The organism is Propionigenium maris DSM 9537, from assembly GCF_027925155.1.
Lineage (GTDB): Bacteria > Fusobacteriota > Fusobacteriia > Fusobacteriales > Fusobacteriaceae > Propionigenium > Propionigenium maris.
In genome coordinates this window covers 19,245-45,027 of the sequence record NZ_BSDY01000005.1, presented here as the reverse complement: position 1 = coordinate 45,027, position 25,783 = coordinate 19,245, and the positions used below count along the sequence as shown (strand labels likewise).

General features: G+C 42.2%; 25 protein-coding genes. 4 read left to right on the top strand and 21 right to left on the bottom strand.

Going from position 1 to position 25,783, the window contains the following annotated elements; translation table 11 throughout:
- Window position 1 precedes the first annotated feature (1 nt).
- Together QMG11_RS06245 and QMG11_RS06240 are read right to left on the bottom strand one after the other, a co-directional pair.
- Window positions 2–580 (bottom strand): Maf family protein, encoded by a 579-nt coding sequence (locus QMG11_RS06245; protein WP_281834401.1) that lies wholly within the window; start codon window positions 578–580, stop codon window positions 2–4.
- Window positions 564–1,505 (bottom strand): hypothetical protein, encoded by a 942-nt coding sequence (locus tag QMG11_RS06240; protein ID WP_281834400.1) that lies wholly within the window; start codon window positions 1,503–1,505, stop codon window positions 564–566. Before QMG11_RS06240 ends, QMG11_RS06245 begins: the two co-directional genes overlap by 17 nt.
- 157 nt (window positions 1,506–1,662) lie before the next feature.
- On the opposite strand from QMG11_RS06240, the gene QMG11_RS06235 reads away from it, so the two are divergent.
- Entirely contained in the window at window positions 1,663–2,103 is a 441-nt protein-coding gene (locus tag QMG11_RS06235) for a SoxR reducing system RseC family protein (RefSeq protein ID WP_281834399.1), read from the top strand.
- Between the two features lie 117 nt (window positions 2,104–2,220).
- Here QMG11_RS06235 and gmhA read toward each other — a convergent pair whose 3' ends face one another.
- From gmhA to QMG11_RS06155, 16 genes are all read right to left on the bottom strand, one after another.
- Window positions 2,221–2,796, bottom strand: coding sequence for a D-sedoheptulose 7-phosphate isomerase (gmhA, locus tag QMG11_RS06230; RefSeq protein ID WP_281834398.1), 576 nt, complete (start codon window positions 2,794–2,796; stop codon window positions 2,221–2,223).
- A 138-nt stretch (window positions 2,797–2,934) separates the two neighbouring features.
- Window positions 2,935–3,804, bottom strand: a complete 870-nt coding sequence (locus QMG11_RS06225; protein WP_281834397.1) for a LysR family transcriptional regulator — start codon at window positions 3,802–3,804, stop codon at window positions 2,935–2,937.
- Between the two features lie 229 nt (window positions 3,805–4,033).
- A complete protein-coding gene (locus QMG11_RS06220) occupies window positions 4,034–6,685 on the bottom strand; it encodes a valine--tRNA ligase (protein ID WP_281834396.1) in 2,652 nt (883 codons plus the stop codon).
- A gap of 85 nt (window positions 6,686–6,770) precedes the next feature.
- Window positions 6,771–7,424, bottom strand: a complete 654-nt coding sequence (gene yihA / locus QMG11_RS06215) for a ribosome biogenesis GTP-binding protein YihA/YsxC (protein ID WP_281834395.1) — start codon at window positions 7,422–7,424, stop codon at window positions 6,771–6,773.
- Window positions 7,425–7,739: 315 nt separating this feature from the next.
- Window positions 7,740–8,237, bottom strand: a complete 498-nt coding sequence (locus QMG11_RS06210; protein ID WP_281834394.1) for a flavin reductase — start codon at window positions 8,235–8,237, stop codon at window positions 7,740–7,742.
- Between the two features lie 44 nt (window positions 8,238–8,281).
- Window positions 8,282–10,588 carry an endopeptidase La gene (gene lon / locus QMG11_RS06205; RefSeq protein WP_281834393.1) on the bottom strand — a complete coding sequence of 769 codons (2,307 nt, stop codon included), beginning with the start codon at window positions 10,586–10,588 and terminating at the stop codon, window positions 8,282–8,284.
- A 4-nt stretch (window positions 10,589–10,592) separates the two neighbouring features.
- Window positions 10,593–11,831, bottom strand: coding sequence for an ATP-dependent Clp protease ATP-binding subunit ClpX (gene clpX / locus QMG11_RS06200; protein WP_281834392.1), 1,239 nt, complete (start codon window positions 11,829–11,831; stop codon window positions 10,593–10,595).
- Window positions 11,832–11,849: 18 nt separating this feature from the next.
- Window positions 11,850–12,425: an ATP-dependent Clp endopeptidase proteolytic subunit ClpP gene (clpP, locus tag QMG11_RS06195; RefSeq protein WP_281834391.1), complete on the bottom strand. Its 576-nt coding sequence runs from the start codon at window positions 12,423–12,425 to the stop codon at window positions 11,850–11,852.
- Between the two features lie 142 nt (window positions 12,426–12,567).
- Window positions 12,568–13,857, bottom strand: coding sequence for a trigger factor (gene tig / locus QMG11_RS06190; protein WP_281834390.1), 1,290 nt, complete (start codon window positions 13,855–13,857; stop codon window positions 12,568–12,570).
- A 15-nt stretch (window positions 13,858–13,872) separates the two neighbouring features.
- Window positions 13,873–15,543, bottom strand: a complete 1,671-nt coding sequence (gene recJ, locus QMG11_RS06185; protein WP_281834750.1) for a single-stranded-DNA-specific exonuclease RecJ — start codon at window positions 15,541–15,543, stop codon at window positions 13,873–13,875.
- Window positions 15,544–15,599: 56 nt separating this feature from the next.
- Entirely contained in the window at window positions 15,600–15,953 is a 354-nt protein-coding gene (gene rbfA, locus QMG11_RS06180; protein ID WP_281834389.1) for a 30S ribosome-binding factor RbfA, read from the bottom strand.
- Window positions 15,954–16,020: 67 nt separating this feature from the next.
- Window positions 16,021–18,126: a translation initiation factor IF-2 gene (gene infB / locus QMG11_RS06175; RefSeq protein ID WP_281834388.1), complete on the bottom strand. Its 2,106-nt coding sequence runs from the start codon at window positions 18,124–18,126 to the stop codon at window positions 16,021–16,023.
- Between the two features lie 20 nt (window positions 18,127–18,146).
- Window positions 18,147–18,665, bottom strand: a complete 519-nt coding sequence (locus QMG11_RS06170; protein ID WP_281834387.1) for a DUF448 domain-containing protein — start codon at window positions 18,663–18,665, stop codon at window positions 18,147–18,149.
- Window positions 18,655–19,782: a transcription termination factor NusA gene (gene nusA / locus QMG11_RS06165; RefSeq protein WP_281834386.1), complete on the bottom strand. Its 1,128-nt coding sequence runs from the start codon at window positions 19,780–19,782 to the stop codon at window positions 18,655–18,657. Before nusA ends, QMG11_RS06170 begins: the two co-directional genes overlap by 11 nt.
- A gap of 19 nt (window positions 19,783–19,801) precedes the next feature.
- Complete coding sequence (gene rimP / locus QMG11_RS06160) at window positions 19,802–20,278, bottom strand: ribosome maturation factor RimP (protein ID WP_281834385.1); 477 nt, start codon at window positions 20,276–20,278, stop codon at window positions 19,802–19,804.
- A gap of 310 nt (window positions 20,279–20,588) precedes the next feature.
- Window positions 20,589–21,470, bottom strand: a complete 882-nt coding sequence (locus tag QMG11_RS06155; RefSeq protein ID WP_281834384.1) for a TDT family transporter — start codon at window positions 21,468–21,470, stop codon at window positions 20,589–20,591.
- 170 nt (window positions 21,471–21,640) lie between these two features.
- Here QMG11_RS06155 and QMG11_RS06150 point away from each other — a divergent pair, with 170 nt between their 5' ends.
- From QMG11_RS06150 to sixA, 3 genes are all read left to right on the top strand, one after another.
- Window positions 21,641–21,946, top strand: a complete 306-nt coding sequence (locus tag QMG11_RS06150) for a hypothetical protein (protein WP_281834383.1) — start codon at window positions 21,641–21,643, stop codon at window positions 21,944–21,946.
- Window positions 21,947–22,023: 77 nt separating this feature from the next.
- Window positions 22,024–23,001, top strand: coding sequence for a BMP family lipoprotein (locus QMG11_RS06145; RefSeq protein WP_281834382.1), 978 nt, complete (start codon window positions 22,024–22,026; stop codon window positions 22,999–23,001).
- Between the two features lie 60 nt (window positions 23,002–23,061).
- Window positions 23,062–23,520, top strand: coding sequence for a phosphohistidine phosphatase SixA (gene sixA, locus QMG11_RS06140; RefSeq protein WP_281834381.1), 459 nt, complete (start codon window positions 23,062–23,064; stop codon window positions 23,518–23,520).
- A 110-nt stretch (window positions 23,521–23,630) separates the two neighbouring features.
- On the opposite strand, the gene padC is transcribed toward sixA, so the two are convergent.
- The 3 genes from padC to QMG11_RS06125 form a co-directional block, all read right to left on the bottom strand.
- The gene (padC, locus tag QMG11_RS06135) at window positions 23,631–24,122 is read right to left on the bottom strand and encodes a phenolic acid decarboxylase (protein WP_281834380.1); all 492 of its coding nucleotides are present in this window, start codon (window positions 24,120–24,122) and stop codon (window positions 23,631–23,633) included.
- A 138-nt stretch (window positions 24,123–24,260) separates the two neighbouring features.
- Window positions 24,261–24,926 carry a cyclic nucleotide-binding domain-containing protein gene (locus QMG11_RS06130; RefSeq protein WP_281834379.1) on the bottom strand — a complete coding sequence of 222 codons (666 nt, stop codon included), beginning with the start codon at window positions 24,924–24,926 and terminating at the stop codon, window positions 24,261–24,263.
- 73 nt (window positions 24,927–24,999) lie between these two features.
- Window positions 25,000–25,614 (bottom strand): TetR/AcrR family transcriptional regulator, encoded by a 615-nt coding sequence (locus QMG11_RS06125; protein WP_281834378.1) that lies wholly within the window; start codon window positions 25,612–25,614, stop codon window positions 25,000–25,002.
- Window positions 25,615–25,783: the final 169 nt, after the last annotated feature.

The following is a 25,783-nucleotide window of genomic DNA, read 5'->3' as shown; positions in this document are numbered from 1 at the left end:
TCTACATCATTCTTATATTACTTATATCCATCCCCAAAGATTTCAGGTCATCGTAAAACTTACTCAGAGGAAATCCCATTACATTGTAAAAATCCCCCTCTATCTTGTCCACAAGGATTGTTCCCTTTCCCTGTATTCCATAGGATCCCGCTTTATCCATGGGTTCCCCAGTTGCTACATACCATTCTATCTCTTCGTCGCTCAGTTCCTTAAAGTAGACCATAGTTGTATCGTAGTGGCTGTGCATAACCTCCTTAGATAGATTGAAGAGGGTATAGGCTGTTATTACCTCGTGTGCCCTCCCGGAAAGTTCCCTCAGGGTCCTCTTAGCTTCCTCTTCATCCCCTGGTTTTCCCAGTACTCTTCCATCTATTATTACGGCTGTATCTGCTGACACTACATATTTATCTGGATTTCTTTTGGCTACCTCCTGGGATTTCTTCCTGGAGATGTCCATGAGCTGATCCACAACTTCCTTCTCGTCGCTTACCTCTTCCACATCTACACTGTCTATCTCTATGTCAAATCCAAACTGGGAGAGGATCTCCCTTCTTCTAGGTGATTTAGATGCTAGTATCATTTCTTTCCCCCTTGTTATCGGTGTCTTCAGCGGCTGTAGTTCTATCCTCCAGCCTGTTGTCTTCATCCTTTTTTTCCTCTTGGCGGTGTTCCTTCTCTGAAGGGTCAACGTCTCTCTCTGCCTGATCCCTTTGCTCCTCTACAAGGTTCAATAGGTCATCTAGACTAAGAGTTTCACCTGCAGAACTTTCACAAGAAATCTCCTCTTTCAGAGGTTCTTCAACTGTCTCATCCTCTGCTGTTTCATCCCTTTGCATAAAAAGGTCCACTCTCTGCTGAATCTTCTCCTCCTGCTGCTGGAGACTCTTCTGCTTCTTGAGAGCCATCTTCTTGTCGATCTCTTCCTTTATAGTTATCTTTGCCTGAAGCTCCTCTTCCTTTCTTCTAAGCTCCCTTCTCTCCCTGCTTTTAGCAGCCATTCCCAGTATACTTCTTATACTCTCGGTAACTGCCTTTGCAAAAAGGATAAAGGCGGTGAAAGATATTCCCCCGATAACTGTTCTGTAGAGTATCTGGGTGTCCATATTAAAGTAGAGGAAGTGCATTATAGATGTAGAGACTCCTCCAAGGTTCATCTGGGTCCAAGCTACCTTTACAAGCTGCTGTTCAAGATCCCTTCCAGTAAGAACAGAGGTCTGAAGCTCACCCATAAGGATGTAAAATGTGCAAAAAAAGAAAAAAAGAATTCCTGAAAAAAGACGTATCTTTAAGACGCTCTCCTTTTTTTTGTTACCTATAAACAGGGAGGAGGTCAGGAGTAGGGGATACAGTATTAAAAAGTAATAGTATACTCCAAAAATCAGGTTTAGGTGATCGTAGAGATCACTTTCACCCAAAAGCCTTCCCTTTATAAAAAAATACAAAAAAAATAGAGATATGGTCAGAGCCTTTAATACAGGCCACCTGTATTCCTCTAATTTTTCCATCTTTCCTCCTATTAAGCTTTTGTCTTAATTTTATCATATCTGAGTGCCTGTTTTCAAGGATTAATAAGGACACTTTCCAAAAGAAATCCCATATGTTATAATCTATTCATTCAGCAACTTATGGTTTTTTATTCTGAATTTTTAAGGAGAAGGTTCGATGATAAATAAGGGAATTGTTAGAGAGGTTAAAGGGGATATTATCAAGGTTCACCTGTACAAGGAGAGTGCATGTGCCCACTGCTCTGGATGTGGTAACAAGGAGAAGATGGGAAGTACCTTTGAGTTTAAGTGCAGCGAGAAGGTAGAGGTGGGAAATGTCATCACCTTTGAAATAGAGGATAAATCCCTGTTAAATATTGCAGCCTTAGTTTACCTCCTTCCTATCCTGCTTATGATAGGGGGATACTTTTTAGGTGAATTCTTAGGATTTACAGAGGGGAAGAGGGTTCTTACAAGCTTCATGGGGCTCATACTATCCTTTGCTTTTATATATACCTTTGACAAGGTGAAGGGAAGCAAGATAATCGATCAGAAGATAAAGCTTGTGGGAATAGAGGAAGCTCCCTCAGAGGACGGTTCCTGCTCCATAGATAAATAGCAGCGTGACGTTGCATCCTAATAATTAATTGAAACACTAATTGCTTCAAGAGATTTTTTATAAGTTCTATACTTTTCTTAATAATAAAAAATGAGCCTTAACGGCTCATTTTTTATTTTAGTAGTTTTCCGGGAACATGATCTTCTCTACACCCTCGATTATAATGTGAAGGATCATCATGTGGATTTCCTGGATTCTGTCTGAAGTTGCTCCTGGGATTACGAATTCATAGTCGCACATCCCCTTAAGCTTTCCTCCGTCCTTTCCAAGAAGTACAATTGTTTTCATTCCAAGTTCCTTAGCTGCCTCTACAGCCTTTATCACGTTAGCTGAGTTTCCGCTTGTAGAAAGACCTATAAAGAAGTCTCCCTCCTTACCATATGCCTCGACTCCCCTTGAAAAGATGTAATCAAATCCAAAATCGTTTCCCACACAAGTAATGTGAGAGGAATCCGACAGTGATATTGCCGGAAGGGCTCTTCTGTTTCCTCTGAATCTTCCAGTAAACTCCTCTGAAAAGTGAAGGGCGTCACAGTTACTTCCACCGTTACCGGCAATAAGCACCTTGTTCCCTGCCTGGAATGCTGCTGCCATATCCACAGCTATCTTCTCAGTAATATTTTCTTTTCTTTCTATTTCAATAAAATCCTTTAACAGCTCATAGGTTGTTACATAAGAATCTATAAGGTTCATACCTTACCTCCTATTTTACTAATTTATAGTTATTAAATGAATTATCAGCATTTTTTTGCGTAGATAATTCATATCAATACACGAGTTTATTTATTTTGCCATCCATAAAGAGATAAACTATAAAACAGACAGTAGTTCCTACATTATCTTAAAGTTTTGTGTAAAGTTTATAAATTTAATTATCTCAAGAAGGGCTCTCTTGTCCTTGGTAATTACCATGTGGTAGGAGTCGCTTACACTCTCAACTCTCTCTATCACCTTAAACTCTCCAGCCTCGATCTCCTTATATACAGAGTAGTATGGAAGGATTACATTTCCTACTTCCTCTCTTACCATCTCCTTGATAACCTCAAGACTTCCCCTTACTGGTACCCTGTTTTCAAAGGACACCTTATACTTGCTCTCTAGAGTTGCTATTGCTTCCTCATTGTTTGGAATGTAGTTTCTTGTAATAAGAGTATCCTCAGTAACATCTTCAAGACTTGTGTAGTCTCTCTTACTTACAAGCACATAAGGGAACTCCTCTACATCGATTACCTCCAGGTTGTTATCTGTGATGTGCTCAGCATCTAGAAGGATTACATCCAGCTCTCCCTCCCTCAGAAGCTTTAGAAGAGTCTTCTTCTCAGCTATTCTGATATCATACTCTATCTCAGAGTGGACCATAGAAAATCCCTTCATAAGCTTTGGAATAAGCGGCTCTCCTATTACAGGGCTTGCACCTATGGAAATTTTTGCCTTGTCTAGTTCAATAATTCTAGACATCTCCTTTTCCGCTCTCTTTACCTTCTGAAAGATCTCCTCTGCCATCTTGTAGAGTACCTCACCAGAGTATGTAAGCTTGATCTTCTTAGAACTTCTATCAAATAACTTGGTATTTAATAGCTCTTCAAACTTCTTTACCTGAATAGAAACTGCAGATTGATTTATATAAAGTCTGTTAGCTGCCTTTGTGAAACTACCTTCTTTTGCTACCTCATAAAATATTCTCAAATAATGCAAATCCAATATACTCACTCCTAAAAAATCATAAATTTGAAATCTTATTTATTATACTACTTAAAATAGCCTTCTTCAAGAATTTATAATATAAATTTTAAGAATATAATATTTTTATACTAATTCCTCAACAAAGTGATTGATTTCGAAACTCATAGTTATAAAAAACTAGGCTATTTCTTTTAAATCTGCCCTCTGATTTATATAAATAGCCCCTGAAGAATCAGGGGCTTACTTATTACATAAATGCCTTTAAGTTTTCCTCTAGTTTATCTAGCTTGTCCTGGAACTCCTGTTGGATCCTCTTCTCTCTCTCTAAGATGTGAGCAGGTGCCTTGGATACAAACTTCTCATTGGATAGCTTGTTAGTTACCTTATCTAGGTCCTTCTTCACCTTTTCGATCTGAACATTGATCTTCTTGATCTCTACCTCTGGGTTCAGCAGCCCCTCAAGAGATACATATAGCTCAGAGTTTGCTGCTACTCTAAAGCTTGACTGTGCCGGCTTCTCTACTTCCTTACCACACTCAAGGCTCTCTAGGTTGGCAAGCTTCACTAGGAACTCCTTGTTCTTCTCGATTATCTCAAGCTCAGCTTCATCGTTAGTTCTGATAATAGCTACTACTGGCTTAGCTGGAGATACTCCTACCTCTGCTCTTATGTTTCTTACAGATGAGATCAGAGTCTGAAGGTACTCGAATGACTTCTCAGCCTCCTCATTTACCATAGCTTCCTCTCTTACAGGGAAGTCCTGAAGCATGATAGTTTCTCCCTCTGCTCCAAGCTTCTGCCAGATCTCCTCAGTGATGAATGGCATGAATGGGTGAAGTAGTCTAAGTCCCTTTTCAAGAACTGTCCACAGTACGTATTGAGCTGTCTTCTTAGAAACCTCGTCTGCATCCTCTCCAAGTCTTCCCTTAGCCATCTCTACATACCAGTCACAGAAATCTCCTCTTAGGAACTCGTACGCAGATTTTGCTGCCTCGTCTAGAGTAAACTTATCCAGCTTCTCAGCTACGTCGGCTGCTGTCTTGTTAAGCTTAGAGTAGATCCACTCATCCACAAGCTCAAACTTCAGCTCATCCTTGTTTACAGTCTTTATGTCAAACCCTTCAAGGTTCATAAGTACAAATCTAGATACATTCCATACCTTGTTTGTAAAGTTTCTTCCCATCTCAAGAAGCTTCTCAGAGAAGTGTACATCCTGTCCCTGTGAAGTGTTGTATACCATTGTAAATCTTATTGCATCTGCTCCATACTCATCGATAAGCTTTAGAGGGTCTGGAGAGTTACCTAAAGATTTAGACATCTTTCTTCCCTGCTCATCTCTTACGATACCGTGAAGATATACATCATCAAATGGGATATCATCCATCTCATATAGCCCCATCATTACCATTCTTGCTACCCAGAAGAACAGGATATCTGCTCCAGTTACAAGAGTATTTGTAGGGTAGAATCTTGCAAGATCTTCATTCTTCTCAGGCCACCCAAGGGTAGAGAATGGCCATAGAGCAGATGAGAACCATGTATCCAGTACATCAGTTTCCTGTCTAAGCTCTACCTCTCTTCCATAGTGAGCTGTAGCCTGCTCTGCAGCTTCCTTTTCATCTCTTGCAACGAAGATGTGGTTGTCTGGACCATACCATGCTGGTATTCTGTGTCCCCACCAGATCTGTCTTGAGATACACCAGTCTCTGATATTCTCAAGCCAGTTGTAGTATACCTTCTCCCATCTCTTAGGTCTGAGCTTTACCTTACCGTTTCTTACTACCTCTAGAGCTTTTTCAGCAAGAGGCTCCATGCTTACAAACCACTGATTTGATACTCTTGACTCTACTACAGTATCACATCTGTAGCACTGTCCCACCTTGTTGTCGTGAGCCTCAGTTTTTTCCAGGATTCCCTTCTCCTCAAGCTCTCTTACGATGGCATATCTAGCATCGAACCTGTCCATTCCCTCATACTTTCCAGTAAGCTCATTCATCTTACCAGCTTCAGTAAGGATGTTTATAATCTCTAAGTTGTGTCTCTTTCCGATCTCAAAGTCATTAGGGTCGTGAGCTGGAGTCATCTTTACCACACCAGTTCCAAACTCCATATCCACATAGTCATCAGCAAAGATAGGGATCTCTCTTCCAACTAGAGGAAGGATTACAGACTTACCAATAAGGTGAGCATATCTCTCATCCTCTGGGTGTACTGCTACTCCTGTATCTCCTATCATAGTCTCAGGTCTAGTAGTTGCTACAACAAGTACCTCATCTGAATCCTTTACAGGGTATCTTAGGTGCCATAGCTTACCCTTTTTCTCGTGGTGGTCTACCTCGTCGTCAGCAAGAGCTGTTCCACATCTAGAACACCAGTTTACCATGTACTCTCCCTGATAGATAAGCTTATCGTTGTATAGCTTGATGAAGATCTCCTTTACTGCATCTGAACACCCCTCATCCATTGTAAATCTCTCTCTGTCCCAGTCAAGAGATGCTCCAAGCTTTCTCAGCTGAGTTGTGATGAGGTTACCGTGCTCCTCCTTCCACTTCCAAGTCTCCTCTAGGAACTTCTCTCTTCCAAGATCCTCCTTAGTTAGTCCCTGGTCAGCCAGCTTTCTCTCTACCTTGTTCTGAGTAGCAATTCCTGCGTGGTCTGTTCCTGGCATCCACAGTGTGTTGTGTCCAGTCATTCTCTTGAATCTGATTATAGTATCCTGGATCGTATTGTTAAGCACGTGTCCCATATGAAGGATTCCAGTTACATTTGGCGGCGGCATAACTATTGAATAGTTGTGCTGCTTATCTGTTGTTGCTGCAAAGTATTTCTTTGCTTCCCACTGCTCATACCACTTATCCTCTATCTCTTTGGGAGAATAGCTCTTGCTTAATTCGTTCATAAACTCCTCCTAAAATCTCTAAAACTTTATTTTTTTCAACTGCCGATCTCTGCCATAGCTTCCATTGGCAGCTTATCCTACTTCCTTACTGCTCCTCTGTAACCTCTACTGTTTCCACAGCAGCTCCCTCTTCTGTCTCTTCCAGTTCTCCTACACCCTCTGCAAGAGTCTCTCCTATATAGTTAAGAAGCTCCTCCCTTCCACTGTGCTTGAGAGCTGAGTAGAAAAATACATCTGAGTTTTTAAAGGCCACCTTTTTCTTTATCTGCTTAAGCTGCTTAAATTTTTCATTGTTTGACAGCTTGTCTACCTTGGTAAAGATTATCTTAAATGGAACATCAAAGTGATCTAGCCATCTAAGCATGTCCATATCCTCACCACTTGGTATCCTTCTTATATCCAGTAGCACAAAGACTAGCTTGTTTCTCTGAGAGGAAAGGTAGATCTCCATTGTCTTTCCCCACTCCTTCTTCATAGCCTTAGGTACCTTGGCAAAACCATAACCTGGAAGGTCTACAAAGAAACATTCATTGTTTACTTCAAAATAGTTTATTAACTGAGTTCTTCCTGGAGTTTTACTGGTTTTAGCCAGCTTTCTTCTTCCAGTAAGACTGTTAATAAGAGAGGATTTCCCTACATTTGATCTGCCTACAAAGGCAAACTCTACCGAGTTGATCTCCTCTGGATAATCTTTTTCATAAACAGCTGATTTTACGAAATCTGCATGTTTTATTACCATCTACTCCTCCTCATCCTCATAAAAAAAACTCAGACTTAACAATTTAAGTCCGAGCTATAAATCTAACTTTCTTAATCTATCACGCTCAAACCTCTTTAGTAATGTAATTTAAACAAGGCATGAACTAAAGAGTTTTTTAACTCTATCCTTCAGGCCTAACATCGACTATTGAGACTGTGACTTCCTTATGAGCATTCTTATACATCTAATTCCTCCAAAATATGGCAAATATTTAGATAAACTAAAATAATTATAAAATATAAATGCTGTCGTGTCAACCTCTATTCTGTCACAGGCGGTCACATCACCTAAGATTTAAGCCTCTTTTTTCAATACCTCTACCACTTCTCCTATATACATATAGTGGTAGTCATTGTCGTAGTTCTTCTCTATACTTGGGTCAAGAAAGCATTCCCTGTCCAGTCTTTGCTTGTATATCTTCTTGCATTTTATTACAACATCACTTTCCTCAAAGTAGGGAAACTCCCCTTCTGTCACAGGGGTAAGGCTGGTTTCACCTATCTTGTCCTCATCCCTGCCGGAAACTGTTCCCAGGTAGGTGAGGTCATTTCTGTACTTTTCTGGAAAAAATGTCAGGGTAAAGTTATCACTCTTTTCCACAAAGTTAAGTGTATGTCTCTGAGGCCTTATAAAGATATATACCACATCTCTATTCCATAGATGGCCCATACCACCCCATGAGGCTGTCATGGTGTTTAGTTCATCCCCAGCTTTAGCTGTGATGAGCATCCAGTCCCTTCCTATAAGCTTAAATGCATTACCTAAATCTTCCGACTCTATCTTCTGAAACATGGTAACCTCCCTTAATAAAGCAAGTAGAGGGGGATGACTCCCCCTTATCCTGCAAATACTAGTTTTTCTACATCTTCATAGGATTTTGCAAAGTGGATCTTCATATCTTTGGATACTTCCTTAGGGATATCCGCTGCATCAGCTTCATTATCCGCCGGCAGGATTACCTCTCTGATTCCTACTCTGTGAGCTCCTATTACCTTCTCCTTGATTCCTCCAACTGGAAGAACCTCTCCTCTGATGGTGATCTCACCTGTCATGGCTATATCCTGTCTTACCTCTTTTCCGCTGAGGATAGAGATAATTGCTGTGGTAATTGTGATACCTGCTGATGGACCATCCTTAGGAGTTGCTCCCTCTGGGAAGTGAAGGTGGATATCCTTGTTCTCAAAGACCTTTTCATCCTCTATTCCACGCTCTGCTGTAGTTGCCTTTACATATGTAAGAGCTACAGCTGCTGATTCCTTCATAACATTTCCAAGGGTTCCTGTTAGGGAAAGCTTACCCTTACCTGGAGTGGATACTCCCTGTACCTCTAGAGAAACTCCTCCAACTGCTGTCCAGGCAAGTCCATTTACTACTCCCAGCTTAGGTGCTTTTTCTCTCAGCTTCTCTGGTCTGAACTTCACTTTACCCATGTATTTTCCAAGGTTGTTTACATTGATTCCAACCTTCTTCTTATCCTTCTCAAGGACCTCTCTGGCAACTCTTCTGAATAATCTGTAGATCTCTCTCTTTAGAGTTCTTACTCCAGCTTCTCTGGTGTATTCATCGATAAGTTTAAGTATTGCATTATCAGATACCTCAAGACTTATCTTGGCAAGTCCGTTCTCCTCCTTAGCCTGAGGTATGAGGTACCTCTTAGCTATGTGAAGCTTCTCATACTCCGTGTATGATGTAAGGTTTATTATCTCCATTCTGTCTCTCAGTGGCCCTGGGATAGTTCTCAGGTCATTGGCTGTAGCGATAAAAAATGCATTGGACAGGTCAAATGGCATATCCAGGTAGTGATCCTCAAAGTGGTTGTTCTGCTCTGGATCCAGTACCTCAAGCATAGCCGATGACGGATCTCCCTTAAAGTCACTGGACATCTTATCTATCTCATCTAGAAGGATTAGAGGATTCTTTGTTCCTGCGTCCTTCATAGCCTTTATTATTCTTCCTGGCATAGATCCGATATATGTTCTTCTGTGTCCTCTGATCTCAGATTCATCTCTTACTCCACCAAGGGAAACTCTTACAAACTTTCTTCCCATGGCATCTGCTACCGATCTCGCAAGGGATGTCTTACCTACTCCCGGAGGTCCTGCAAGACAGATGATAGAACCCTTCATATTTGGATTAAGCTTCTTTACTGAAAGGTACTCAAGGATTCTTTCCTTTACTTCCTTCAGTCCGTAGTGATCCTCATCTAATAACTGAGATGCCTTGTTTACATCCAGGATATCCTTAGATGACTTGTTCCAAGGAAGGTCCACTACAGTTTCTATATATGTTCTTGCCACAGTTGCCTCTGCTGAGAATGCAGGCATCTTGCTAAGCCTCTTTATCTCTTTTTCCACCTTTTCCTTGGCGTACTTTGGCATCTTAGTCTTCTTTATCTTCCCCTTTAACTCTGCTATGTCGTCATCTTCAGGTTCCCCCTCAAGCTCCTCCTTCATAGCGCTTATCTTTTCCTTCAGGTAGTAGGACTTCTGTGCCTGGTTTATCTTGTCCTTTACCTTGTTGTCTATTCTCTTCTCTATGCTGGCTATCTCAGTTTCCTTGGAGATAACCTCCATAAGCTTGTATCCCCTCTCCTCTGTATCAAAGGTCTCAAGGATATTCTGCTTTTCATCGCTGCCTATTTGCAGGTTAGAAGCTATCATATCCAGAGCCTTCTCCACATCGGATATACCTCTTAGGTTGGCAATAAGGTCGGGCATTATCTTGCTGTTTAGCTTGGCATACTTTTCAAAGGAATCCAGTACCTTTCTGTAGAGGGCTTCCCCTGTGGCTTCCTCTATATCGCTGCTCTGTACAATAGTGTACTCAGCCATATAGTGTCCGTCCTCCTTAAATGCATCCTCTAGTATTACCCTCTCCTGGGCTTCCACAAGTACCTTTATGGTATTGTTTGGCATCTTTACCGTTTGAAGGATATTTACAATTACCCCTACTTTATGTACATCTCCTGGCAGCTCAGGCTCCTCCTTAAGGAAGTCCTTCTGCATACAAAGGATTATCTTGTTGTCATCTAGCATGGCCTTTTCCAGGCTGCTTACACTTTCTTCTCTTCCTACAAAAAGAGGTGTTATTATTCCTGGGAAGATAACCAGATCTCTCGTTGGTATAAAAGGTTTAGTGTTCATAGAGTTATCCCTCCTTTTTTTCGATTATTACATCCTTACTGTTTAGTACTCCTTCAGCTGTTATAGTTACCTTCTCTATATCCCCTTTAGAAGGTATCTCATACATCAGCTCAAGCATTGTATTTTCTAGAATCGATCTCAGTCCTCTGGCACCGATCTTTCTTTCAAGGGCTAAGCCTGCTATCTTCTTCAGTGAATCATCTCTGAATTCTAGCTCCACTCCCTCTAGCTCAAAGAATGTCTTGTATTGTTTTACTATTGAGTTTTTAGGCTCCACAAGGATGCTCATAAGAGCTTCCTCATCTAGGTTCTCAAGGGTAGAGATTATAGGAAGTCTACCGATAAGCTCTGGAATAAGTCCGTGCTTTACAAGGTCCTGAGGCAGTACCTTTGCTAGTGTCTTACCCTCGCTCTCCTCGCTTTCCTTCTTTATCTCTGCTCCGAATCCCATTACCTTCTTATTTGTTCTGGACTTAATAAGCTTGTCCAGCCCCTCAAAGGCACCTCCTACGATGAAGAGGATGTTTGCTGTATCTATCTCTATAAGCTCCTGGTGAGGGTGCTTTCTTCCCCCCTGAGGCGGAACCTGAGCCTTTGTTCCCTCTATTATCTTAAGGAGAGCCTGCTGTACTCCCTCTCCCGATACATCCCTTGTGATGGATGTATTTTCAGATTTTCTCGCTATCTTATCTATCTCATCTATATATATTATTCCTCTCTCAGCTGCATCTACGTCGTAGTCTGCTGCCTGGAGAAGTCTTACTAGAACATTTTCTACGTCATCTCCCACATATCCTGCCTCTGTAAGGGTAGTTGCATCTGCTATTGCAAATGGAACGTGTAAAACCTTAGCAAGGGTCTGAGCTAGAAGGGTCTTTCCGCTTCCAGTTGGTCCTATAAGAAGTACATTGGATTTCTGAAGCTCGATATCCTCCTCTGTTCTGTTCGTCCTGTGCAGGATCCTCTTATAGTGGTTGTATACAGACACTGCAAGAACCTTCTTTGCATGTCCCTGTCCAATTACATATTCATCCAATTTATCCTTAATTTCCTTTGGCTTCAAAAGGTTGATCTCCGAGAAAGCATCTGCCTCATAGGCCATTCCCTCTATAGGAAAGTCCAGCATCTCTGTACAAGCCTCTACACACTCGTTACAGATATATGCTCCTCCTACTCCTGAGATCAGCTTTGCTACCTCTCCCTCTCTTTTTCCACAAAAAGAACATCTAGTATCTCTTTCCATAACTATTATTCACCTCGTCTATTTGCTGAAAACTTTATCTATGAGTCCGTATTCCTTAGCTTCCTCTGCACTCATAAAGTTATCTCTTTCAGTATCATCCATTATTTTTTCAATGCTCTGTCCAGTCTGTCTGGCCATTATCTCAGCCATAGCTTCCTTCATTCTCAGGATTTCCTTGGCCTGGATAGCTATATCTGTAGCCTGACCTCTGGCTCCTCCTAGGGGCTGGTGGATCATTATTCTGGAGTTCTCCAGCGCGTATCTCTTCCCCTTAGTTCCAGCAGTAAGAAGCAATGCTCCCATACTAGCTGCCTGACCTATACACACAGTCTGTATATCTGGCTTTATATAGTTCATAGTATCATATATTGCCATCCCTGCAGTGATTACTCCCCCTGGGCTGTTTATATACATAGTTATATCCTTCTCTGGGTCCTCTGCTTCTAGAAACAGCAGCTGAGCTACCACTGAGTTAGCTACTTGGTCATTTATCTCGCTTCCTAAAAATATTATTCTATCCTTTAGTAGTCTGGAATATATATCGTAGGCTCTTTCACCCTTCCCTGTATTCTCTATGACTGTTGGATTAAACATATTGTGCCTCCTTAGATCAATAATTAAACAAATAAAGTTAAGCCTCTAACTTTATTTACTCATTTACTCATCTTTTTATTTCTAATCTAGGGACAGAAGAACCTCCTGCCCCTAGAATATAATAATTTATTGATTTCTACGATTACTTAGCGTTAGCTACTACGAAATCTACAGTTTTCTGCATTACAGAGTCGATCTTTACGTTCTCTTTGAATGCGTTTAGATTTCCAGCTTTAGTAAGCTCTTCCTCTAACTTAGCTGTATCCATTCCATACATCTTAGCTACATCTTCCATCTTAGTTGCTAGCTCTTCCTCAGTAACCTCGATAGCCTCAGCCTTTGCGATAGCATCTAGTACGATGTCCATCTTTATCTTGTTTGCTGCCATTGGTTTGATCTGGTCAGCCATCTTATCCATAGTCATTCCAGACATCTGCATGTACATGTCCATAGTCATTCCCTGCTGGCTTAGCTGCTGCTCCATCTCAGAGATTCTAGCTTTTACTTCTCTGTCGATCATAGAAGTTGGGATAGATACCTCTGTGTTAGCTGCTACCTGCTGAAGAAGCTTTCCTCTGTACTCGTTAGCGATTCTAGCTTCCTCTCTTGCTTTGATCTCGTCAGACTTCTTAGCTCTTAGGTCCTCTACAGACTCAAATCCTTGCTCCTTAGCGAACTCTTCGTTAAGCTCTGGAGTTGAACTCTTCTTGATAGCGTTGATCTTTACCTTGAATGTAGCTGGCTTTCCTGCAAGGTTCTCTGCGTGGTACTCAGCTGGGAAGTTAACTTCTACTTCTCCCTCTTGTCCTGTAGTGTATCCTACAAGCTGCTCCTCAAATGTATCGATGAACATCTTAGATCCAAGCTTTAGAGTGTGTGAGTCAGCCTTTCCACCTTCGAATGCTACTCCGTCAACAAATCCTTCAAATGCAAGATCTACAGTATCTCCCATCTGAGCTGCGTATCCCTCTTCAGCGTCCTCTAGCTTTGCTCCTCTCTCAAGCATAGCCTTGATCTCAGCCTCTACAGCGTCCTCAGTTAGCTCGAAAGTTTCCTTCTCTGCTTCTAGTCCCTTGTAAGTTCCTAGCTCAAACTCAGGGTATACATCTACAGTGAATACTGCTTCGTACTTGTCTCCCTCTAGAGTTACTGACTTAGGCATGATGTAGTTTACTGGCTTAAGGTTGTTCTCAGAGATGATAGTCTCGTAGTTTGCGTGTAGAACCTTTTCAGTTATCTCTTCCTTGATTACTCCCTCGAACTGAGCTTCGATAGCTGATGCTGGAGCGTGTCCCTTTCTGAATCCTGGAACTTCTACCTTTTCAGCTAGCTTTGCTAGTACTTCCTTCTTGTATCCCTTTACTTCTGCTCCTTCAAGCTTTAGAGTAATCTCAACAACTGAGTTGTCAAGTTTTTTAACTTCGTAGTTCATTTGTTTCCTCCTTGATTATTTAGTAAAAATATTGTAAAAATCGTCTTTTACTTTAAAGTCTTTAATCCTGATCTGAAGAATTTCTTCCCCTCTATAATAAACTTTTTCAGGATGATATACAACATCAAATTTTTGGAGAGCATATCCAAACTCATCTATCTTGTGGGCCAGGTCAAAGGCTACTGCTGAGTACCTCTTTCCACCCTTTCGAATAAAGGTTTTAAAGTGCCTGTTTTCCACACCAAACTTCTTGAGGTTCTCAAAGGAGAGTGCCTCATCGATGAAGAGGGGATGCTCATTTCCAAGGCCATATGGCGAGATGTTGTCCAGGTCCCTCAAAAGAACCTCATCTATATCTTCAATGGAAAATTTCCCGTCTATTCTTAGTACTTTTTCCTCTTTTTTTCTGCCGGTTTTATTTATACTGTGCTTGAGTTTCTCCTCGATCTCATCTAGCATATCTATCTTGGCAATAAATCCAGAAGCCAGATCATGACCTCCAAATCTCAGGAGTTTATCCCCCATATCCTTTAGGATATTGAAGATATTTATCCCCTCTATGCTCCTGCAGGATGCCTTTCCTACTCCGTCCCTGAGGGCTATGAGCACCACTGGAACATTGTATTTCATGGCAAGCCTAGATGATACCACACCGATCACTCCAGGATGCCACCTGTCGGATCTCAGGAAAAGATACTTAAACTCCTTGTCCTTCCTTCTCTGAATCTCACCGTCTATCTCACTAAAGATACTTCTCTCTAGCTCTCTTCTCTTTTTATTGGATTTCTTCATCTCCTCGATAATATTGTATATCTCAAAGTCGTCCTCTCCAATAAAAAAGTCTGCTCCCACCTTGGACACTCCTATCCTCCCTAGGGAGTTTAGCAGAGGTGAGATAAAGAAGCTTACATCTGTAGTGTTGATATCCTTATTCTGAAGCTTCAGGTACTTTAGAAGGTAAGTGAGTCCCTTAACACGGGTATTTTTAATTACTTCCAGCCCTTTTTTTATAATGATTCTGTTTTCATCTGTCATAGGTACTACATCAGCTACAGTCCCTATCATAACAATATCTATGTATTCATAGAGCTTCTCCAAAGGGATATCAAGTTCCATATATACTGCCTGAGCTACTTTTAGAGCTACTCCGGCTCCGGCCAGGTATTTAAATGTATATCTGTCGCTTAGCTTGGGATTAATTATAAGGAGCTTCTCATCCCCTTCTTCCTTTACTATCTTATGATGGTCCGTTATCACCACATCTATTCCCAGGTTCTTGGCATACTCCACCTCTTCCACAGAGTTAACCCCTGTGTCCACTGTGATAATAAGCTTACCGCCCCTTTTATGAATATAGTTGATGGCCTTTTCATCTAGGCCATAACCCTCCTCCATCCTGTTGGGGATGTAGTAGTCCACATCTATTCCTATCTCCTTGAATACGTGAACCAGGAAGGCTGCAGCGGTGATGCCGTCTACATCATAATCTCCATATATATACAGTTTTTCTCCTCTGTCTCTGAGGGAACAGATCTTCTCTACAACTTCATCCATTCTCTCAAATTCAAAGGGATCCCTAAATTTTTGCACATGCGGTTCTATGAACTCCTCTATCTTTTCCTTTGTATCTACTCCCCTATTCAATAGAAGCCTAGTGAGACTCTCAGAAAATCCCCACTCTCCCATTCTTTTCTTAACAAGGTCGTTGGTCAGTTCACTGTATTCCCACCGCATACCAATCACTATCTCTTTACTTCATCAAGTATCTTTGAGATATTAACTGCATGCTCTATACTGTCATCTAGCTTTACTCTGATCTCAGGAGTGTATCTTAGACCAAGCTCCTCTGAAATCCTTTTTCTGAAGTAACCTTTTACTTCATTAAGTCCTTCTAGGATTAGCTCTTTGTTTGTTTCTTTTCCAGGTACTGGAAGAGCACTAAAGCTTACATCTGCAAACTTCGAATCAGGGGTTACCCTAACGTGAGTTACAGAAAGCATTCCTTTTATCTTAGTGTTCTTGATCTCCTCAAAAAGTACCTGTGATATGATCTTAGATATCTCTTTTTCTATAGCTCCAAGTCTCTGTTTTCTCATGTTATCACACTCACTTTCTACTAGAATTTAAGGTTTGGCGGGAGGAACCCTCCCTGCCAAGTTCCAATTATCTAAGTGTTCTCTTTATTTCTTGAACGTCAAATGCCTCTACGATATCTCCCTCTTTGATATCGTTGAAGTTCTTAATTCCAAGTCCACACTCTTGACCTGCTACAACTTCCTTAGCATCGTCCTTATATCTCTTAAGAGTGCTCAGTGCACCTTCATATACTACTACTCCGTTTCTAAGTAGTCTGATGTTAGAGTCATTCTTAACCTTTCCATCTACTACGAAACATCCAGCAACTTTACCGAATCCAGTGATGTTGAACACCTTCTTGATCTCGATTCTTCCAAGGTAGATCTCCTTGAACTCAGGCTCAAGCATTCCAGTAAGTGCCTTCTCGATATCCTCAGTGATGTGGTAGATGATAGAAGATGTTCTGATCTCTACTCCTGCTGCTTCTGCATCCTTAAGGGCTTTAGTTGTAGGTCTTACGTGGAATCCGATGATGATGGCATTTGATACCTCAGCAAGTCTTACGTCTGACTCAGTGATAGCTCCAGATGCCGCCTGGATGATGTTTACTGCTACCTCATCTGTTGAGATCTTGTTTAGAGAGTCCTTAAGAGCCTCTACAGATCCCTTTGAGTCTGCTCTAAGGATGATGTTAAGCTCCTTAATTGCTGCTTCCTCAAGAGTCTGAGATAGTGATTCTAGAGTGATAGACTTCTTAGCTGTTGTAGCCATCTTTCTCTCTCTAGCCATCTCCTCTACGATTCTCTTTGCGTGCTGCTCGTTCTGGATTACATATACTACGTCTCCAGCTCCTGGTACAGCGTTGAATCCGATTATCTCAGTTGGCTGAGATAGTCCGATATTATCTACTCTGTCTCCCTTATCGTTGATTAGGGCTCTTACTCTACCGTTAGCTTCTCCAGCTACGATGATGTCTCCTACCTTTAGCTCTCCCTCTTGGATAAGTACGTCAGCGATAGGTCCTACCTTAGGATCTAGTCTAGACTCTAGTACGATACCCTTAGCTCTCTTCTTAGGGTTAGCTCTAAGCTCAAGGATCTCAGAAGTAAGAAGGATAGTCTCTAGTAGACCGTCTAGGTTGATTCTCTGCTTAGCAGAAACCTCTACGAACTCTACGTCTCCTCCCCATTCTACAGGAACGATTCCGTGCTCCATAAGCTCATTCTTTACTCTGCTTGGGTCAGCTTCTGGCTTATCGATCTTGTTTACTGCGATGATGATAGGTACATTAGCTGATTTCGCGTGAGCTAGTGCCTCTACAGTCTGTGGCATTACACCGTCGTCTGCTGCTACTACAAGGATTGCAATGTCAGTTACCTGCGCTCCTCTTGCTCTCATGTCAGTGAAGGCTTCGTGACCTGGAGTATCTACGAATGTGATCTTCTGTCCATTCTTAGTGATCTGGTAGGCACCAATCTTCTGAGTGATTCCTCCAGCCTCTCCGTCAGCTACGTTTGCAGCTCTGATTGCATCTAGAAGGGAAGTCTTTCCGTGGTCAACGTGTCCCATGATAGTGATTACAGGTGGTCTTTCCTGTAGCTCCTCTTCCTTGTCCTCTATCTCAAGGGCAAACTTCTCTCCAAATTCTAACTCTTCTGGTTCCTCTATCTCGATGATTGCGTCGTACTCCTCTGCAATCTCCTCTGCGATCTCCATAGGAAGAGTGCTGTTTATAGTTAGCATCTGTCCCTTAAGGAATAGCTTCTTGATAAGCTCAGTAGATGAGATCTTCAGCTTAGTTGCGAAGTCTCCAAGAGTAATCTCTCCAGCAAGCTTGATTACCTTTAATCCATCTTCCTCGATTACTACTTCCTCTACTTCCTCTGCTTTGTTTACAATAAAGTCAGATCTTCTTCCCTTCTTCTTCTTGTGGGAAGTCTTCTCCTTAGTCTCCTTAGAAGTTTCCTTCTTAGATTCCTTAGCACCCTTAGATCTCTTCTTTTTCTTCTTCTTTTTCTTATCCCCAGAAGAATCCTCTTCCGTCCCTAAGTGCTTTGCAATTCTCTCGATGTCGCTGTCCTCTAATCCACAAAGATGTGAGTTTGCATCTATTCCCAGTTCGTGCACTAGATCTAGAAAATCCTTGTTAGACATATTATATTCTTTTGCTACTTCATGTACTCTTTTTTTCACACTAACACCTCCTAGTACGCCTACTCTATGAGCCCACGTGCTACTTTCTTATTTTTCACTCCAACCACAGTTACTTCTGCTTTTCCGAAGATGTCACCTAACTGGCTCTTGCTTCCAGAGTGAACATAGCTTATCCCCATCTCCTTTGCTTTGGAGATTATCTTCTTATCATTTTTGTCGCTGATATCCTCAGCTATAATGATAAAGTGAACCTTCTCTATATCCTCAAACACCATGTTCATACCAAAGCTCAGAAACTCAGATGTCTTCATAGCCCTTAGGATTCCAAGGTAGTCCTTGGCTCCCTTTTTAAGGTCCTCAAGCATCCTGCTAAGCTCTGCTATATCCATATTGTATTTTCTATGCTTGGACAGACGCTTTACACACTCATGGGTTTTGCATATATATGCTCCCCTGGTCTGCATCTTTTGCTCCCTGTCATATACATATTTAGAACCCCTCTTAGCTATTCTGAAGAGATTTTTCTTCTCATTCTTCTCTCTACATACTATACAGGTTCTTTCAGTTTTATTCTCCATCTACTGGAGCCTCCACTGCTTCAGCCGCTTCTGCTTCTGCTTCCATAGCCTCTGCCTCAGCTGCTGCTGCCTCGATTGTTTTGATATCTACTCTCATTCCAGTAAGCTTTGCAGCAAGTCTTGCGTTCTGACCGTTTTTACCGATAGCAAGGGAAAGCTGTGAGTTATCTACGATTACTCTTGCAGTTACCTCGTCCTCTAGAAGCTCAACACTTGTAACTCTTGCTGGGCTAAGAGCTGCCGAAACAAACTCCTCCTTAGCTTCCTTCCACTCTACGATGTCGATCTTCTCACCGTTTAGCTCATTTACAACGTTCTTGATTCTAAGTCCTCTCTGACCGATACAAGCTCCTACAGTATCCACTTCAGGGTTAGGCGAGTATACTGCAACCTTCGCTCTTGAACCAGCTTCTCTGGATACAGCCTTTAGCTCGATTGTACCCTCTTCAATCTCAGGAACCTCAAGTTCGAATAACTTTCTAAGAAGTCCGTCGTGCTTTCTAGAGATAAGGATCTTAGGGAATCTAGAAGTCTTCTCTACCTCTACAACATACACCTTAAGTCTGTCACCGATTCTGTAAAGGTCAGCTGGAGACTGCTCAGTAATAGGAAGCATAGCTTCAATTCCGTCAAACTCGATGAAGATGTTTCTTCTGTCATCGATTCTTCTGATGATACCGTTTATGATGTCATCCTCTCTGCACTTAAATTTATCATATACATTTTGTCTTTCAGCTTCTCTTACCTTCTGAATTACAATCTGCTTACCGTTTTGGATAGCGTTTCTTCTGAACTCCTCACACTTTACAGGGATCTCCATAACATCTCCAAGCTTAGCTCTCTTCTTAAGCTCTAGAGCGTCCTCAAGGATGATCTCCACTGCAGGGTCGTAAAGGTCTTCCTGAGTTACTACAGTCTTAACCTCGAACACCTCTACGTTTCCAGTGTCTCTATTTATTATAACTTTTACATTATTTTCTTCGTCACCATAGTGCTTCTTGTATGCAGCCAGTAGCGCCTGCTCTACAGTTTCAAGGAGACTCTCTTTGCTTATCCCCTTCTCCTTCTCTAATTCAGTTAGAGCATCAAGGAAGATCTTAGCGTCCTTTTTATTCATTCCAGTTACCTCCTAAAATTTAAAAATCCTCAAATTCAAATACAAGATTGGCTTTCTTAACCTCTGAATAAGGGATCTCTAACACTTTGTCTTCCACATCCAGATAAATAATGCTGTCCTCATATCTTTCAATGACTCCAGTCCAGTTTCTTGAATCTTCCATCTTGTGTTTTAAGATAAGTCTTGCTTTTTGTCCAGTGAATCTTGTGTAGTCACTCTCCTTCTTCAGGGGTCTTTCCACACCTGGAGAGGAAACCTCTAGGAAGAACTTCTCCTCGATTAAAGTATCTACATCCTCATCTATTCTGTTACTTACTTTTGCACAGTCATCAAGGCTTATATCTTCATCTTCCTTCTCCACATAAACTCTTAGATACCAATATCCACCATCTTGAAGATATTCGATATCCACTAGTTCAAGTCCTAATTCCTGAGTTACTGGAAGAACTAATTTCTCTACTCTTTCTAAAAGAGCTGCCTTTGCTTCTCTTTGCATCATTTCACCTCTCTTTCCAAGATTACGAAAGAAAGAGTGGGCTCAAACCCACTCTTGTTCGTGTTCTATATATGTATTATCTAACTGAATTATATCATATCCCCCTATAAAAAGCAAAGGTTTTCCTCACTTTTATCTTTCTAGGAAAATAGCACTGGAATGTAGAGTTTCTGTACCCTTTTTCTGTATCTGAAATCTGTCCCACAAGCGAACTAAGTATGGTCATCTCTGTCGGAAAAAACCTTGTTCTATACCTAAAAAACTATAGGATCTCACCTGGACCTAATTTTTAAAAAAACACCTGAACTCCTTAAATAACCCCCTCCTCACATTCTTGCTTTTTCAGGATAGATACCAGAGTCCCTCCAGCTGCCAGAAGGAGTATCCCAAGGGAGAGGACAACTTCACAGTACCCCAGGGCCTCAAGTCTTGAACTCCCCAGGAAGATTCCTCCCTTGAGGTGGGCAAGGGCTGCAGCAGAGGTTGGAAAGGTTAGAGGTGCCCAGACAGTAGGCGAACTCCCCACAAGGATCGCGGGAAGCAGGAGATACACACTCAGGGTGGTTAGCAGACTAATAAAAAGACCTACCTTGATCAGCACAGAAACCTCCAGGTATATCATCCCTCCCTGAATCCACAGAGCAAGGGGAGCACAGAGTATAGCCATGAGGGGAAGGGGGTTGGATTCCCTAAATCTCCTCCAGTAAAGAAGGAGCCTCCAGGTAATCGCAAGGTAGCCTGCTCCCCCATAGACTAAAAGAAACCTTCCCAGCATATCCATCTGAAGGTGGTGGGCAGCTGGTATATTCACAGCTATCCCCACAAGGGGAATATAGTAGGACACAAGGGGGGCTCCCCTGAATAAAACCCACCTGTAAAAGAATACCCCATAGAAGAGGTGGATCCCCACAAGGAGAAGCCACACTTTTTCCATCTCCATGTGGGCCGAGATATTGGCCAGGGCCATAAAGGCAGTGGGTAGAAGACTGAGAGTTTTATCCCCCGCCTCCAGGATATTCTCTCGGTTTTTACAGACCTCTACAGCAAATAATCCTAAAAGGAGAAGTGCCGACCCCAGAAGGACTACCTCTAAGGCCTGAGCCGCCCCTCCCAGATACTTAAGTATATTAAAGGCTCCTGTGAGTCCAAGGGCCAGACCACAGTAACCCATATTCAAATCTTTTTTCTTCAAAATAATCCCTCCATACTTTCAGGTGGCAGACCACCCCTTATCTCAACCTATCTTAATAGAAGCTGGAAATTCAAGGCTAGGGCAATTGTCATATCCTTCGACTCCTCCCCCCTCTAAAAAGAGGGTTTTAGAGGATGGGGTTGAAGATTAATTATAGGAGGTGATTCTAGATGAGAGCTCTCCTTACAGGGGTAGTTGTTCTCATACTGCTTCTATATGTTGACTGGAAGTTTATAAGGGGTATCTTCAACCGCGCCTCCAGTGCTGGAATTAACGATCCAGAGGAAAAACTCAAAAGGATGATAGTGGATGTGGTCACCAAAAATATCTATGTCCCCGAGGCAGAGGAGTTTGTCTGCTCCAGAGAGTTTCAGAAGCTGCTGGATAACTACAATGGCCAAGAGCTGGATGAGCTTTTAGAGGAGGAGATAGAGGAGGCCTATAGATTATTCCTCAGAGGAAGAGGGGAGGAGTAAGTATGCACCCTGGCCTTGAATGAATGGTGGGAAAGTGATAAAATCTTCCAGGAAATAAAATCAGAGGAGATGAGAAGTTGAAGAAGATAGTAGTATTATTAGTGTGTTTACTCCTGTTTGCTGCCTGCAAGAAGGAAAACACAGTGGAGCACAAGAAAAGAGTGGGAGTTGTTTTTTCCGTGGGAGGTCTGGGAGACCACTCCTTCAACGATTCCACCAATGAAGGAATAAAAGCTGTGGAAGCACAGGGAGTTATAGTTAAGAGGGTAGAACCTGCAAATCCATCGGAGGATGAGATGTACCTGAGGGAGTTTGCAGAAAATAACTTTGATGTAGTTGTGGGGATAGGCTTCCTTATGGAGGATTCCCTGAAGAAGGTAGCAATGGAGTATCCAGAGCAGAAGTTTATGGGAATAGATATGAACCTGGATCTTCCCAATGTAAAATCCCTTATATTTCATGAGAAGCAGGGGAGTTTCCTAGTAGGGGCTCTTGCTGCTATGGTTTCCGAGGGAAGACCTGTAGGCTTTGTAGGAGCTGCCCAGAGCCCCATGATAAATGCCATGGGAGAGGGCTTTGCAGAGGGAGCAAGATATGTGGATCCCCAGATAGAGGTAGTTAGCAGCTATACACCGGGACCCAACCCCTTCAACGACCCTGCAAGAGGATATGAGATAGCCACCTCCATGATCGAGACCCAGGAGGTAGAGGTTATCTACCACGCTGCTGGGGGAACGGGACTTGGAGTGTTCCAGGCTTCCAAGGAGAAGGGTACCTATGCTATAGGTGTGGATACAGACCAGGACGGCTTTGAACCAGGAACGGTAATAACCTCCATGATAAAGTCCCTGGACAGGGTAGCTGAGAGGGAGTTAAACACCATCCTCAGTGGAGATTTCGAGGCAGGGATAGAGATGCAGAACCTTGAAAACGGAGGGGTAAGAATTACAGAAACTCCCTTTGAGCTTGGTGTGATAGGGGATGAGAAAAGATTTAGAGAGATCCAGGAAAAGCTCATATCTGGAGAGATAGTTGTAGAGGACTACAGAAAATAGATTCCATCTGAATTAGCTTCATTTTTTATCTTTTATGGGTGATATAGAGGAGGAAAAGGCATGAGGATATATCTGGTTCAGCACGGTAAGGCAGGGGATAGAGGAGAGGATGGCAAGAGACACCTGACCGAAGAGGGAAAAGTTGAGACCTCCAGGGTAGCATCCCATATGAAGAAGACAGGACTGGAATTGGAGAAGATAATCCACAGCGGAAAGGTAAGGGCCAGGGAAACAGCTGAGATCTTCGGAGGGGAACTTTCTGTGAAAAAGGTCGATTCCACAGAGGGAATGAATCCCCTAGACGACCCTAAGGAGTTTATCCAGGGGATCAAAAAGGGTAATATCATGTATGTGGGACACCTGCCCCACATAGAAAAAATCATATCCCACCTCATTACCGGCAGCTCTTCGGAGACCCTGGTAGAGGTCAGGTATTCTGGAGTTATCTGTCTAGAAAAGACCCATGACGATTGGAAGGTTGCCTGGTATATCACCCCTGAATTGACAGTGGATGATTAGAAGTATACCCAGCAGGTTATGGAAGATTTAAATAAAAAGAGGCTGTCAAAACCGACGTTTTGATAGCCTCTTTCGTTTTCGCTAAAGGGTCTGCCGGCTGTCCCTTTACACTATCTGTAAAAGGAACCACTCCTTATCTCATCTGTCATCCCCTCATAGGTAGCCTGGGAGATTATCTCTTCATTGTCCCTCCCAACATTCTTCACATAGGTAATCTCTGCATAGTGGGTCACAACATGCTTGGGGTAGGTTTCATACTTTTCCCTTGAGCTTTTCATAAGATCGATGTAGTCATTTTGATAGCACACTGTAATCTCAGGGTGCTCCTCTACCCACTTTGGGAAGAAGATTACTCCGTGTACCCTCCCCTCATCCATCATGAAGTCCACACATACATCTGTACCCGTAGGTTCAGTCCAGGAAACCTTGTAGATCCCCTCAACCAATTTTACCATATCCACCTTCTGATCCTTTACCCATCTTCCTCCAACCATACCGCTGTGAATTCTGTAGTCTACAGTGTCCTCATTTTTTATGTATATTTCATACTCCCATCCATTGGCATAGGTATAGATCATCTGAGTTCCGATAAAGTTTTTCATAGCTTCTCCTCCTTAAAATATCTTGCTTCAGCTCATGAGAGCTTTTCCTCACATACTTATTTTAAGGGAGTTTTTCTCAAAACCCCACGCCAACAGTCGCCCTAAAATTTTTCTACAAAAAAAGAGGCCTTTTGGCCTCTACTTCTCAAACTTCTTCTTATATCTCTCCAGCTTCTGAGAATCTTTGAGGGTAAATCTGTCCTCCGTTCTCTCTATAATCTTCCGATCCTGAAGGTTCTTTATAACCCTCTGAAGGGTCCTGAGGTTTATATTGAGATGCTCCGAGATCACCCTGGTGCTCCCCATATCTATAACCCTGTGCTCCTCCAGATACCTTATAAAAAATTCCTCATCTGAGTATAGATTTTTGAGGAGAAGATACTTAGAGTGTTTAAAATGATCCTCCACTCCCATCATCATCAGTTTCTGGAGCACCCTCTCCTTCCCTTTAAATTTCAGATCCATAATCCTGTCCAAGGGGAGGTAGGCAAGCTGGGAATCCTCCTTAGCCACCACATCCACATCAAAGAGACGGAAACGCTCCTGGGACATCTTTTTAGAGAGGGAGAAGTTTACCCCAGTAAGCTCACCCTCATGGAGATCCCTGTAAAACTCGCCTCCCTCAGGGGTATAGATTATATGCTGGACATGCCCCTCTATCACATAACAGGCATCGAACTCCTCCAGCCTCTCATAGCAGGCCAGGTCTCCCCTCATCATCTGAATGATATTAACCTCATCCTCAAAGGGAGTTCCTATCAGTTCCTCCAGTCCCAGTTCAGAGAGTATTTCTCCCACAGTCATAAAGACACCTCCAATTTTTTAAATTAAACAAACTTCACCTCTTCACTTCTACACATGCAATAAAGGATAGGTCTTACTTCTTAAGAATGTCCCACACGAAATCAATATGCTCATCCATCCTCTTAAGGAAGGTCTCCTCCTCACCTTCATCCAATAGAAACTCTATATCTAGCAGGAGTAGAGGGGAGAAGATCAGGGTCCCCATCTGAGAAACTGGATACTCCTTTACAGCCCCTCTTTTTTTCAGTTCTGTAAAGAAGAAATCAGTTATCTCCTGCCCCTTTCCAAGCATCTCCTCCCTGAAGATCTCCTTTGCAGACTCATTATGTACCATCTCCATGAGGATCACCTTGAAAAACTTTCCCCAGTTTTTATCTAAAAACCACGTCCTCAGCTGCTTCTTCAAAAATTTTGGAAACTCCTGGGGATTCTCAGCTAAAAACTGAATGTTATCCTCGTCTGTGAGGGATGCCCTCAGAGTGGAGGAACCATACTTGGAAAAGAGAGACTTCAGTATCTCCTCCTTGGACTTAAAGTGGTTATAGATGGACGCCCCCTTTATCCCCACTCTCTTGGCTATCTCCCTTACAGAGGTTCCCTTAAACCCCTTTTCCGAGAAGAGGGAAAGGGATTCCTCCATTATCCTTATCTTTGTTTCACTATTAATATTTTCATCATTATTTACCACAGTATCTTCAACTCCCAGGTAATTTTTTTCATAATATATCACGGGAGAATGGAAGTTGCAAATGCAAATCCAGATTGACAAATAAATTGAAAAGGGTTAAAATTACACAAAGCTAACAAACGTTAGTAAAATGTGCCAACATTGTAATTTGTTCCTTGTTACTTTATAT